At 41.4% G+C, this 12824-nt stretch carries 12 protein-coding genes and 1 pseudogene; 6 read left to right on the top strand and 7 right to left on the bottom strand.

All coding sequences use genetic code 11. The features are described from left to right. Positions 1-419 precede the first annotated feature (419 nt). The gene (locus Q4591_RS12485; protein WP_102439805.1) at positions 420-602 is read left to right on the top strand and encodes a hypothetical protein; all 183 of its coding nucleotides are present in this window, start codon (positions 420-422) and stop codon (positions 600-602) included. A 61-nt stretch (positions 603-663) separates the two neighbouring features. Then, complete coding sequence (locus tag Q4591_RS12480; protein ID WP_303461266.1) at positions 664-2523, top strand: SLC13 family permease; 1860 nt, start codon at positions 664-666, stop codon at positions 2521-2523. Positions 2524-2640: 117 nt separating this feature from the next. On the opposite strand, the gene Q4591_RS12475 is transcribed toward Q4591_RS12480, so the two are convergent. Further along, on the bottom strand, positions 2641-3306 hold the full coding sequence (locus tag Q4591_RS12475) for an SDR family oxidoreductase (protein WP_102439803.1): 666 nt from the start codon (positions 3304-3306) through the stop codon (positions 2641-2643). 148 nt (positions 3307-3454) lie between these two features. Continuing rightward, the gene (locus tag Q4591_RS12470; protein WP_303461264.1) at positions 3455-5470 is read right to left on the bottom strand and encodes an FAD-dependent oxidoreductase; all 2016 of its coding nucleotides are present in this window, start codon (positions 5468-5470) and stop codon (positions 3455-3457) included. 163 nt (positions 5471-5633) lie between these two features. On the opposite strand from Q4591_RS12470, the gene sppA reads away from it, so the two are divergent. Beyond that, a complete protein-coding gene (sppA, locus tag Q4591_RS12465) occupies positions 5634-7475 on the top strand; it encodes a signal peptide peptidase SppA (RefSeq protein ID WP_102476845.1) in 1842 nt (613 codons plus the stop codon). Between the two features lie 162 nt (positions 7476-7637). Continuing rightward, positions 7638-8648: an asparaginase gene (ansA, locus tag Q4591_RS12460; protein WP_102435808.1), complete on the top strand. Its 1011-nt coding sequence runs from the start codon at positions 7638-7640 to the stop codon at positions 8646-8648. Positions 8649-8752: 104 nt separating this feature from the next. Here ansA and Q4591_RS12455 read toward each other — a convergent pair whose 3' ends face one another. The 5 genes and pseudogenes from Q4591_RS12455 to Q4591_RS12435 all read right to left on the bottom strand — a co-directional run. Beyond that, positions 8753-9034: a YeaC family protein gene (locus Q4591_RS12455; protein ID WP_102436222.1), complete on the bottom strand. Its 282-nt coding sequence runs from the start codon at positions 9032-9034 to the stop codon at positions 8753-8755. Continuing rightward, positions 9031-9348, bottom strand: a complete 318-nt coding sequence (locus tag Q4591_RS12450; RefSeq protein ID WP_076536453.1) for a zinc ribbon domain-containing protein — start codon at positions 9346-9348, stop codon at positions 9031-9033. The genes Q4591_RS12455 and Q4591_RS12450 overlap by 4 nt, the downstream gene beginning before the upstream one ends. 8 nt (positions 9349-9356) lie before the next feature. Further along, positions 9357-10487 carry a M14-type cytosolic carboxypeptidase gene (locus Q4591_RS12445; RefSeq protein ID WP_303461263.1) on the bottom strand — a complete coding sequence of 377 codons (1131 nt, stop codon included), beginning with the start codon at positions 10485-10487 and terminating at the stop codon, positions 9357-9359. A 209-nt stretch (positions 10488-10696) separates the two neighbouring features. After that, entirely contained in the window at positions 10697-11461 is a 765-nt protein-coding gene (locus tag Q4591_RS12440) for a response regulator transcription factor (protein WP_303461261.1), read from the bottom strand. Positions 11462-11668: 207 nt separating this feature from the next. Next, positions 11669-11896 (bottom strand): annotated as a pseudogene (locus tag Q4591_RS12435) (DUF885 family protein); the annotation flags it as partial. 106 nt (positions 11897-12002) lie between these two features. On the opposite strand from Q4591_RS12435, the gene Q4591_RS12430 reads away from it, so the two are divergent. After that, the gene (locus Q4591_RS12430; protein WP_303461259.1) at positions 12003-12680 is read left to right on the top strand and encodes a site-specific integrase; all 678 of its coding nucleotides are present in this window, start codon (positions 12003-12005) and stop codon (positions 12678-12680) included. Further along, positions 12673-12824, top strand: a 152-nt coding sequence (locus Q4591_RS12425; protein WP_368501205.1) for a tyrosine-type recombinase/integrase, incomplete at its 3' end; no start/stop codon positions are given. The genes Q4591_RS12430 and Q4591_RS12425, both read left to right, overlap by 8 nt.

Raw genomic sequence — 12824 nt, 5'->3', positions numbered from 1 at the left:
ACATCCCATAAGTTTCAGTATTTTGACTGACCCACCTATAGTGCCGTGATTGTCACTAACCCTCGAAACATGACAAGTAACAATCTATACCGTTAAAGAAACTCATAAAAGCGACTAATTATCAGCTACTTAACAGTTCAATATTATGCCAGCTAATATTTAATTTTTTAGCGTATCAATCTATGGTTGGATACACCGGTGAAACAAGCATACCCAAGGTTGTAAGGCCAAGGTGGATGGTATCGCCCTATTTATGGAAATGATTTTTCACTGTAGTTATCAACTGCCCAAAGGTTATCTAAATAATCAATACATTAGTTAGCTTGCTCAAAATATTAAATAATTAGCGACTTACTTAGCAGAACTACAATGTGTCACCTATGCTTTAGATAATCTGAATATAAATCTGTAGGTTGTACATGACTGTGAGAAAAAGCATCCCCAAGGTTGCCGATACTGTTTTAGTTGATGGTCATTACATAGTTGAGCAACGATCTTATGTTGAGCGCCGCAAAAACAAATCGGCTATCGTTCGTTATGACCGCAGAAAACAGCGAGACCCACGTTTACCGCAATTTAAATCTATTGACGAGGTGGTGTGACTTCAATAGCCGATAGGTCTAAATAATCATTTCAACAACCATCCTCTAAAGACCAAATACCATGTCACCAAATCAAATTATCATTGTCATAATCTTATTCGTTACTATGGCGCTTTTTTTATGGGGGCGCTGGCGTCATGACTTAGTCGCTATGTCTGCCTTGCTTGTTTGTGTATTCACAGGTCTAGTCCCAAGCAGTGAAGCTTTTACAAGTTTCAGTCACCCAGCAGTCATCACTGTGGCCGGTGTGCTGGTATTAGGCTATGGGCTGCAACGCTCCGGTGCTGTCGATATATTGGCAAAGTACTTATTACCAGCTCAAGCGGGACCAACCTTGAGTATACTGGCGCTGATCAGTTTGGCGGCCTTGCTATCAGGGTTTATGAATAATGTAGGCGCCCTTGCATTACTAATGCCTATTGCGATTCAAATGGCTGCTAAATATGACTTACCTGCAGGGAAAGTATTAATGCCACTGGCATTTGGTTCAATTTTAGGCGGGATGACAACTTTAATTGGTACGCCAACAAATATCGTCGTTTCTGGATTTCGTGAATCCAGCGGATTAGGTAGTTTTACCATGTTTGACTTTTCGCCAGTAGGTGTTTGTATTGCTCTGGCTGGAATCGTGTTTGTCGGTTTATTTGGCTGGCATATCGTACCCAGTCGCAAACAATCTTCATCTGGCAGTTTTGATACCGGTAATTACTTCTGTGAAGTTAATATTGTGGCTGGCAGTATTGCTGAAAAAATGAATCTGCGAGAAGTAGATAAATTGCTTGATGAGGCCGATGCTCAAATTATCAGCATGATCCGTCGCGAGGTACACCTCACGGCCCCAAATCCAAATAGAGTGCTACAAACTGGTGATATCCTGATCATAGAAGTCGAACCGGAATCTATCCCTAAAGCACTTTCTAGCCTAGGGCTAGAACTTGAACCAGAAAGCGCTATTACAGAAGAAGCGCAAACTGTAGCAGTGGTTGAAACTAAACTGCAAAAAAAAGGCGACGAATCAACACCAGAATCTGCTAAAGATGATGATAATGACACAAGTAAGCCTGCAGAAATTATCATGCAGGAGCTAGTCGCAATGCCAGGCACCACAATAGTTAATCGCTCGGTATCCGATATTGAATTACGTAACCGCTATGGTATCAATTTACTCGCCATTTCTCGCCAAGGCCACCGCTCAGTAAAACGTTTACGATCTACCCCGATAAAAGCCGGTGACGTATTATTACTTCAAGGTGATCCTGAATCTGTATCAGGTTTTGCATCTCAGTACGGCTGCTTACCTTTGGCGGCGCGTGATATTCGCGTCCCCAAAAAAGGACATGCACTAACTGCGTCACTGATCATGATAATTACCCTCATTACTGTAGCGTTCGGAATACTGCCAGCAGCGGTAGCATTTGTAGCAGGCGCCCTTGCCTTTACTTTATTTGGCTTAGTACCAATCCGCTCTATTTATACTTCAATCGACTGGCCTGTGATTGTTTTACTTGCGGCTTTACTGCCTGTTGCTAATGCTATGTACACAACTGGCACCGCAGATTTAATTGCCCAGTTTTTACTGGATAATATTGCCCAGAGCCATGCCATTGGCGCATTATTATTGGTGTTAATTGTGACCATGTTTTTATCTGATTTGATGAATAATGTCGCCACTGCAGCAGTCATGTGCCCGATCGGGATCAGTACTGCAGCCCAACTTGGGGTTAACCCTGATACATTCTTAATGGCCATAGCGATTGGGGCATCATGCGCGTTTTTAACGCCAATAGGTCATCAAAACAATACCCTGATCCTCGGTCCTGGTGGGTTTCGCTTTGGGGATTATTGGCGACTGGGTTTATTACTTGAACTTATTGTGGTGTCAGTGAGCATACCTATGCTGCTATGGGTGTGGCCATTTTAATCAACATTGCTGAATTTCTAATAGCTTCCACATAATGCATTCACAAGCTATATTTTATATCGCTTGTGATCAGCAATGGGCTTTTTAATAATCAGTTTTGACGTTTTGCCTTTAATCTTACCAAGGCAACACTTGACCGTTTGAATGTTTAAATACGCCAGTTTGACTCATATCAAGTTGCGTTATTAAACCTACAATACGCGCAGCTGATTCAGTTGCTGATATATCACCGCCATGATTTACCATATCTGTTTGTACATAACCTGGGTGATATATACCGACCGCAACCTCTTTTGATGCTAAGTCATGACTTAACGACATTGATGCAGCATTTAAAGCAGCCTTTGACATACGGTAACCATAACGACCACCTGAGGTATTATCTTCGATAGAGCCCATTCTTGAGGTTATCATCGCAACTTTACCACCAACATTTAGTTGTGATTGTAGCGCAGCAACAATACGCAACGGAGCCAGTGCGTTTACTTCAAACTGCTGGCGAATCGTATCTATGTTCAGATGAGCTAACTGCTCATCACGTAAAATACCCGCATTGCACACCAGTACGTCAATTAACACACCAGCAAGTGAGGTTTTCATATTATGAATCCCCTCATCGGTAGCCACATCAATTTGAGTTATCACGTTAATACCCAAATCGTCGAGCTCATCAGAAGTATGACGGCATAATCCAAACACTTTATAACCTTGCTGCTTGAATAGTTTTGCTAGTGCTAAACCAATACCGCGGTTTGCACCCGTAATAACAACGTTTTTTGACATAGGATAATCCTTAAACACTGAGCTCTGCATTGAAACAAACCTCAATAAGTAAACTTAGTAATTATATTTAATACAAATAGTGAATATTATCAGTAAACAAAAAAACCTAGCAAATTGCTAGGTTTTTTAATTAATACTCACCTTAAGCTTAAATCGCCATGGCCAGCTCAGCGCCTTGTCTAATAGCGCGTTTAGCATCTAATTCAGCGGCAACATCAACACCACCAATAAGGTGAACTGGTAACCCTGACGCTTTCATCTCATCGACTAATGTGCGGTTAGACTCTTGCCCTGCACATAAGACTACATTATCAACCGCAAGAATTTCTGACTGCTCACCGACTTTAATATGTAACCCTTGTTGGTCAAACTTTTCATAGCTAACACCGGTTTTCATATTCACTTGATGCTGCTTTAAAACACTACGATGGATCCAGCCGGTTGTTTTACCTAAACCTTTACCCATTTTAGTGGTTTTACGTTGCAGTAAATACACATCGCGACTTGGGTTATGCTCTGATTCGTCAGTTAAACCGCCAGCATGTTGATAGCTTTTATCAATACCCCATTGCTTTAACCACTTTTCAGGCTGTAATGTTGATGATTCCTTCTCGCACAGGAAATGCGCCATATCAAAACCAATACCGCCAGCACCGATTAACGCAACTTTATCACCAATCTCTACTTCACCTTTTAGCACTTGCTGATAATCAACCACTTTAGGATCATCAAATCCCGGTAAGGATAACGCCCGTGGGACAACCCCAGAGGCAATAATCACTTCATCAAACTTTTCAGTGGCTAATACTGCTGCATCTAAACGGGTGTTTAATCGTAATTCGACATTATGCAGCTTCATTTGATTTTTGAAATAACGAATGGTTTCGTGAAACTCTTCTTTACCTGGAATTTTACGCGCTAAGTTAAATTGGCCGCCCACTTCGTCTTTAGCTTCAAACAATACTACTTCATGGCCACGTGAAGCGGCATATACAGAAAACGCCATTCCAGCAGGGCCCGCGCCCATAACCGCAAGACGTTTTTTACCTGTGGTTGGGGTAAAATTAATCTCAGTTTCATAACATGCACGTGGATTAACTAAACAGGTAGCACGTTTCATTGAGAAGGTATGATCTAAACACGCTTGGTTACAACCAATACAGGTATTGATTAATTCACTTTGATCAGCTGCCGCTTTATTAACAAATTCAGCATCGGCTAAGAAAGGCCGCGCCATTGATACCATGTCAGCCTGACCCGATGCGATAATTGATTCACCAATTTCAGGGGTATTAATACGGTTAGTCGCAATTAATGGCACATTAACTTCTGATTTGAGTTTTTCAGTCACCCATGCAAAAGCGCCGCGCGGCACACTGGTGGCAATGGTAGGTACACGTGCTTCATGCCAACCGATGCCGGTATTGATGATGCTCACACCAGCACTTTCTAGCCATTTAGCCAGTTGCACTACTTCATCCCAGCTTGAGCCATTGTCGACTAAATCAAGCATAGAAAGCCTGAATATTATGATAAAATCGCTACCGACTTTGGCACGAATAGCATTAACAATTTCAACGGGGAATTTAGCACGCTGAGTAAAGTCACCGCCCCATTCGTCGGTACGTTTATTGGTACGCGAACTGATAAACTGATTAATTAAATAGCCTTCTGAGCCCATTACTTCAACACCGTCATAGCCCGCTTTTTTTGCAAGCGCAGCGCAAGAGGCATAATCTTTAATGGTATTACGCACTTGTCTTGATGACATTGCTGACGGCGTAAAAGGGGTAATAGGTGATTTTATTTTGCTTGGCGCTAATGAAAATGGATGGTAGCTATAACGGCCTGCATGTAGAATTTGCATACAGATTTTGCCATCCGCTTCATGGACTGCATCGGTAACAATTTTATGTTTGCTTACTTGCCAAGGAAAACTTAATTGACATGCATGAGGCGCTAACCGACCTCTGAAATTTGGCGCTATGCCACCGGTGACAATTAAGCCACAGCCACCTGCTGCACGTTCTTTATAAAATGCAGCTAGTTTCTCAAATCCGCCCTTTTCTTCTTCTAGACCCGTATGCATTGAACCCATCAATACACGGTTTTTTAACTTGGTGAAGCCTAGATCTAAGGGTTCTAATAAATGTGGAAACGACATTCAAACATCCTTTTTAAACAAGTGATTTAAACTAGCATACAACGACATAATCATAAGCTCAATCATTTAGCGTAGCTATTGTTAAAAACCGTTACAATTCAATTTCCCAAAATCACTCAAGATCAGTTAGCATTACACTATTAGAATGTTACAGGAGTGGCTAATGTCCGCTAAACCCTCATTAATTAAGAGATTCTTTGGATTTATTTGGAAAACCATCAACGGTATTCGTAAATTAATCCTCAATATCATTTTCTTCGGCATCATTGCCATGATCATTATGGCTATGACATCTGAAGAAGAAATCACCATTGAAGATCAATCTGCCTTAGTCTTAAACCTATCTGGCAGCATTGTGGATCAAAAACGTCATGTTGACCCGATTGAAGCGATATTTAAACAAAGTAACACTGATGATCCGGAAGCAGAAATACTTTTAGCCGACATTCTTTACGTCATTGAAAATGCCACTCATGACAAACGTATTAATAGCATCGTATTGAAAATGGGCAATTTACGTAGTGGTGGGATCAGTAAAATGACCGCCATTGGTGATGCCTTAAACAAGTTTAAAGAAGCGGGTAAAACCGTGGTTGCTGTTGGCAATTCATACGAGCAAAATCAATACTTCCTGGCAAGTTATGCGAATACCATTTATCTCAACCATAAAGGTGGCGTGTCACTTGAAGGCCTTAGCAGCTACCGCATGTTCTTTAAAACCGCACTTGAGAAAATGAACATCAGCACCCATGTATTTAGAGTCGGCACTTTCAAATCAGCGGTCGAACCCTTTATCCGTGATGATATGTCAGCGCCGGCAAAAGAAGCCAGCAACGCCCTGCTTACTGACTTATGGCAAAACTTTGAAACAACCATTGCCACTAACCGTCAAATTGCGACCGAGAATATCGTATTAAACCCACAAACCTACCTAGCGGAACTTGATAGTGTTAACGGTGACTCAGCTCAATTAGCGATAAAAATGAATTGGGTTGATGAATTAGTCTCAGATGAGTCATTTAGACTCGCCATGCTTAAAACCGTAGGTCAAGAAGCCAATGGCGACTCATACAAGCAAATCTCTTTTTCTAAATATTTTAATTTAGTACAGCCAATTCCTTCACTGATAGAACAAGAATCTGTCGGCATTGTGGTCGCCAAAGGTAATATCCTCAATGGCAAACAACAAGCGGGACAAATTGGTGGCGAGAGCACTTCAGCACTATTAAAGAAAGCTCGCTTTGATAACAAAGTTAAAGCAGTCGTGCTACGTGTCGACACCCCAGGTGGGAGTGCATTTGCTTCTGAAAAAATTAGACAAGAAGTCATTGCCCTTAAACAGGCTGGTAAACCCGTAGTGGTCAGTATGGGTAGCCTAGCGGCATCTGGCGGTTATTGGATTTCAGCAAGTGCTGATTACATTTATGCCACTCCAACTACCCTCACTGGTTCTATCGGGATCTTTGGCATGTTTGCCACCTTTGAAAAAGTCTTGTCCAATTGGGGCATTAACTCAGATGGTGTGTCGACCTCGCAATGGGCTGGTATTTCGGCGACCCGTGAGTTAGACCCAAATATTTCTGCTGTCATACAACGCCATATTGAACACGGCTATCATGAATTTATCTCGTTAGTTGCCACTGAACGAAACATGTCGTTAGAACAAGTAGACCGCATTGCCCAAGGCCGTGTTTGGTCTGGCACCCGCGCCGTTGAACTGGGGTTGGTTGACGAACTTGGCGATATGGATAGCGCCATTGCTAAAGCGGCTGAAATGGCTGAAATGGTAAAGTTTGATACTAAAGTCATCGAGCAAGAGCTCACAACCGAGCAAATCTTCATGCAAAAAATGCTCGCATCTGCTGCAACATATTTACCTGTAGCAACCACACAGTCACCTATGGTTGAACAATTTATGGGTCAATGGCGCACTGTTGTTGAACAAATGACTCAGTTTGATGATCCCAATGGCCTATACATGTATTGCGAACTCTGCGATTACTAAGCTATTGTGATTGTTTAATCTTGTTAGGCATGAAGTCAGAATAAGATCAAATTGAATTATCTTCAAAAAAGCCCGTTATTCGGGCTTTTTTATTGGGTTTTATTCAGCTCAAGCCGTATAATTTGCAGATTATATAATTTAAGTGGTTGAGAATTCATTACAATGACAAAACGCTCCATATACGTTGCCTATACTGGCGGTACGATTGGTATGCGCAAAACCGATGATGGCTTTGCACCTGTGGCAGGATTTTTAACTGATTGTGTAAAGTCCATGCCAGAGTTTTACCATGAAGAAATGCCAACCTTTGTCATTAATGAATATTCACCATTGATTGATTCTTCAAACATGGCACCACCTGATTGGCAGCGCATCGCCAATGACATCAAAGCCAATTACCATAACTACGACGGCTTTGTGATCTTGCATGGCACTGACACCATGGCATACACGGCTTCTGCCTTGTCATTCATGTTACAAGGGCTATCCAAGCCTGTTATCGTAACCGGTTCGCAAATCCCATTAGCTCAGCTGCGCTCAGATGGGCAAACTAACCTGCTTAATTCACTGTATATTGCGGCGAATTATCCCGTCGCTGAAGTGTGTTTATTCTTTAATAATAAGTTGTTTAGGGGCAACCGCTCAACCAAAGCCCATGCTGATGGTTTTGATGCTTTCGCGTCACCTAACTTTCCTATATTGTTAGAAGCTGGGATCAAAATTAATTTACGTGCAGGTAAGATCACCGAGCCCACCACTAAGCCCTTAGAGGTGATTAACATCAGCCCGCAACCTGTAGGCGTGATCACCTTATACCCAGGTATTTCAACTGAGATTTTTAACAACATCTTAATGCAGCCAGTAAAAGCACTTATCTTACTGACCTTTGGTGTTGGGAATGCGCCTCAAGATAAAGCCTTATTAGATACCCTTAAACAAGCTGATGAACGTGGCATTGTAATTGTTAATCTAACCCAGTGTTTTCAAGGAAAGGTGAACATGGGGGGTTATGCGACGGGTAATGCATTAGCCAAAGCTGGAGTGATTAGCGGCTCAGATATGACCATTGAAGCAGCATTGGCTAAATTACATTATTTACTATCAAAAAATTTAACTTCAAATGAAGTAAAAATCGCAATGCAGCAAAACTTACTGGGTGAGCTAACTGAATAAATTTCTGAAAATAAATATGTAATGTACTTTAGACAATAAAAAGCCGCATCTTTGATGCGGCTTTTTTGCTGAAATAAATTCACTAGAGATAACTAAAAATCAGTTTATAGTTCTGGCTCTTTAAATTCTGCGATAGCTTCACCGCGAAATTGTTTTTTTAACTGTGATTTAGACAGCTCGTTTATCTCGCCACCAGCAGCAATTGTAAAATGATCAGTTTGAGTTAACTTACGCGCTTGATACAACATCACTACCTGTAACGTTGACTCTTTTTGCTCGCTAGATAGCACTGTGCCATCTTCCCATTTACCCGTTTCTGCCGCTGCGCGTAAACGTTGATAAACCTCATCAGGCATTTCATCTATGACTTTATTAATATCATTCATACACTTTTCCGCTTATGTATTAGACTTCTGACTCGAGTAATAATGTAGCCAACAAAGCCAAAAGCAAAACAACTACCTGCAATATATGCATCCGTTCCAGTGGCAACTTCGCCGCCCCAAAAACCATATACTGCACCTGCAATAAATAGCGTTAGAAACAACATCATTTGATTCATTAATTTATTAGACTTCTGAATGTGTGAAATTGTTCTTTTTGAATCACTATCGCCATCAGCAGAAGCCTTACAGTATTGGCACTGTTTTGCTTTGCTCGAAATTCGCTTTTGACACACAGGACATTCGATTAACGCCATAAAACTGCCTATTCTGTTAAATTATCAACCACAGCCAACATCGCAACTAGTGATGCTTCACCTAAATATTCACAGCGCGCCGGTGACCACCCAACCACAGGATCGGCTAAGTTGTCATTGTCTTTAAATGGCATTTCTAAGGTATTCGCTAGACATTTGAATGTGTTGCCGACCCAGTTAGAACCAACGGTTAAGTTCGCTTTTCCTGGCTCATCTTTGTCATAACCATATTTAGTTTGGAAATCAGCACTTGCCATACTTAACGCTGCAAGGAACTGTTCTTGTAACTTGGCCATATGTGGAGTGTAATTTGGTGCGCCTTCACAACCAGCAACAAACACGTAAGGTAAGCCTTCATCACCATGAACATCATAGAATAAATCTACACCAGTCTCTTTCATCTTATTGGTAACATAATAAACCTCAGGACTTCGCTCTAAACTAGGCGACTCCCACTCACGATTTAAGTTAGTTCCAACAGCATTCGTACGTAAATGGCCTCTGACGCTTCCGTCAGGATTCATGTTTGGCACGATATAGAAATTAGCTTTATCCAATAGCAGTTTCGAGGTTGGACAATCACTGTCTAATAATTGGTTTAGCAGGCCTTCAATTAACCATTCAGCCATGGTTTCGCCAGGGTGCTGCCTTGCGGTAATCCAAATATTTTTCTTTGAAGGATCGTTATCACCAATAGTTAGCAGGCTCATATCACGACCATCAAGGGTTAAACCTAAATTTTCTAGTTTAACTGATGGGTGAAGTTGTACTGAGCTCATCAGATCTAAGTGACGTTCGTAACTGTAAGGCGCAAAGTAAGCAATTTGAATGGCATCGCAATCTAAATCAACTTGGATTGATAATTTACCATCTTGATATGTTGTCGGTAAGCGGAACCAATGCTGGCGATCGTAACTAGCAACGGCTTGATAATTTTCCCAACCTTTCGGGTAAGAGGCACTGCCTGCGTTAACGATATTCAATGTGTAAGTTTGACCAATTTGACCTTCCATACGGAAGTTAAACCATTGGTAAAACTCTCCACCTTCATCAGGTCTAATGGCGAGTTGAATGTCATCGTGCTTGTCTAAACTAATGGTCTCAATGTTGCCGCCATCAAAATTCGCGCTAATACGCATAGGACTTCCTTTATCTAAGGTTATAATCGACGTTATCCCTGCATCTTATCAAAAGCCGTTACGCAATAAAATCAAATCCACAGCATCTGCTCTACATCTATTCAATATGGTGGCTTAATTTTCTGCTGATGAGGGTTATTAATACCAATACAATAAAAAGCCCCTGTAAGATCACATTAGCTAGGTGTTAACGGATACGTTAAATGAGATTAGCTAAATAATGGACTAAAGCAATAGCCCTTACCTCTAACCGTATTGATGAGTTCTCTTGGTAGACTTTCTTTGGCCATTTTTCTACGGGTATTACTGATGTGCATATCAAGGTTACGGTCAAACTCGCCTAACTCTTTATGCAACACACGCATTTGCAATTCTGATTTAGTGACGATTTCTCCTTTACGCTGAAACAAATATTTGAACAAACGATACTCTGTTTGAGTAAGATTTAATTGCTGACCATTAAATGTTACCGCGTTAATATCATCATCGAACTCCACATTGGCGCTTTGTTCAATATGTTGTTTTTCGGTAGTTTGCTCTATTTGCCCACTGGTTAACTGTGATTCGATAACAGCAAAATCAATATTGGCAACATGAGTCATTGAATCGTGAGTTTGCTTTGTTGTGCGTCGATTAAGCACATTCACACGCAGTAAAAGTTCTTTCACATTAATAGGCTCAGGTAAATAATCATCAGCGCCCAGTTCAAATGCAGCAATACGTTCATCGACACTGGCATTGTTGGTAATAACAATCACGGGTGTTTGACAATGCTTACCCATGAGTAACCAAAAAGCATCCATTTGTGTTACTGAAGAGTCCAGTAAAATCACTTCAAACTGATTACTTTCCATTGCAACTAAGGCATTAAAGCCGTTATCAACAATGGTAATAACATAGCCTAAAAGTTGTAATTGCTGACATAAGGGCAAGCTTTTTTTTAGCTGCTGGTCAATGAGGAGGATCTTTTTCATGACGACTTAATCTAAATAGTAACTATTACCATTTAGATTAGCACTGTCATGATCAAAATACTATATGTGGAGTGTAAAGCTTCTGCACGGTTGTTGAACCTAGCTCACAAAAAAACGAAAAGACCTGATAATTCAGGCCTTTTTTAGATACGGATAATCAAGTTTGCTTAATAAAGCACCTTGTATTGAAGTTTAATAACCTCAATATTATTTAACCATTAATTTCTTAATATATTTTACTGGCGCACTGCCAAAACTTAGAAACTCTTCGTGGAAAGTTTTTAAATCAAAATCATCACCTTGAGCTTGTTTAAGCTCTTCGCGTAAATCATATATTTCACGATAGCCAGAATAGTAACTCGTTAGCTGCACTTGGCTTAATGTTGCCCTGCGCCACCTTCCTTCTGCTTCAGCTTGCTGCTGGAACGCCTCGTTGAACGAAGCCGCTGTGCGGCAGAAAAGATAAAAGCTCACCTTTATTCTCCCATCTTAAATACTTACTAGACCCTGCCTACCTTGGCAGTTATCTAGGAGTATCACTATGAACACTCACGAGCAACAACGCTTTGATTTTCTTTATGAACAACATCTTACCAACTTAACACTGCAAGGCAAGCGGCCTGCTACCATCGATGCCTACAGCCGCGCCGTTAGGCGTATTAGTGCTTATTTCGACACTTGTCCTGATAACCTTTCAACTAATGACCTAAAGCGCTATTTTGCCAGTTTGATAGCGTCACATTCATGGAGCACCGTGAAACTCGACCGTAATGGGCTACAGTTTTTCTATCGACATGTGCTTAATCAACACTGGGAGTGGCTTAATATTGTTAAGCCACCACAAGTCCAAAGACTGCCTGATATTCTTACCCCTGCTGAAGTTTCTATCGTCATTAGCCTTACCCATAAGCTGCGATATCAAGTGTGCTTTCTCGCCTTATACAGTATGGGATTGCGCCTCGGTGAGGCCATTTCACTGCAGGTTGGCGATATCGATTCACAGATGATGCAGGTGCACATTCGTAACGCTAAAGGCGGTAAGGACAGACTGGTTCCCTTGCCACAACGTACCCTGTTAGCGCTGCGATATTACTGGCAAACTCATCGCCACCCACGGCTGATTTTTCTGGTAAAGATGGCCAGCCAGACTCAAAGATCGATAAAGGCGGGACTTACTTTAAAATCAGAAGGAAAAAGCCCTCAAGCGGGTTATTCGTGAGTGTAATATTCACAAATCCATCAGCCCGCATAACCTGCGTCACAGCTACGCCACTCATTTGTTAGAACAAGGGCTAGATTTGCGCTCAGTGCAAAGCCTGCTCGGTCACAACAGCCTTAATACCACTGCCCGCTATACCCGCCT

The sequence above is a fragment of the Shewanella sp. 3_MG-2023 genome (assembly GCF_030548765.1).
Classification (GTDB): Bacteria; Pseudomonadota; Gammaproteobacteria; order Enterobacterales; family Shewanellaceae; genus Shewanella.
The sequence above is the reverse complement of the archived record's forward strand: the minus strand, read 5'-3'. Positions and strand labels throughout refer to the sequence as shown.

Coding starts and splice junctions, on each gene's coding strand:
- sppA (WP_102476845.1), top strand. CDS start 5,634: ATGTCCGCTAAACCCTCATTAATTAAGAGATTCTTTGGATTTATTTGG.
- Q4591_RS12430 (WP_303461259.1), top strand. CDS start 12,003: ATGAACACTCACGAGCAACAACGCTTTGATTTTCTTTATGAACAACAT.
- Q4591_RS12450 (WP_076536453.1), bottom strand. CDS start 9,348: ATGGCGTTAATCGAATGTCCTGTGTGTCAAAAGCGAATTTCGAGCAAA.
- Q4591_RS12470 (WP_303461264.1), bottom strand. CDS start 5,470: ATGTCGTTTCCACATTTATTAGAACCCTTAGATCTAGGCTTCACCAAG.
- Q4591_RS12480 (WP_303461266.1), top strand. CDS start 664: ATGTCACCAAATCAAATTATCATTGTCATAATCTTATTCGTTACTATG.
- Q4591_RS12485 (WP_102439805.1), top strand. CDS start 420: ATGACTGTGAGAAAAAGCATCCCCAAGGTTGCCGATACTGTTTTAGTT.
- Q4591_RS12440 (WP_303461261.1), bottom strand. CDS start 11,461: ATGAAAAAGATCCTCCTCATTGACCAGCAGCTAAAAAAAAGCTTGCCC.
- ansA (WP_102435808.1), top strand. CDS start 7,638: ATGACAAAACGCTCCATATACGTTGCCTATACTGGCGGTACGATTGGT.
- Q4591_RS12455 (WP_102436222.1), bottom strand. CDS start 9,034: ATGAATGATATTAATAAAGTCATAGATGAAATGCCTGATGAGGTTTAT.
- Q4591_RS12475 (WP_102439803.1), bottom strand. CDS start 3,306: ATGTCAAAAAACGTTGTTATTACGGGTGCAAACCGCGGTATTGGTTTA.
- Q4591_RS12445 (WP_303461263.1), bottom strand. CDS start 10,487: ATGCGTATTAGCGCGAATTTTGATGGCGGCAACATTGAGACCATTAGT.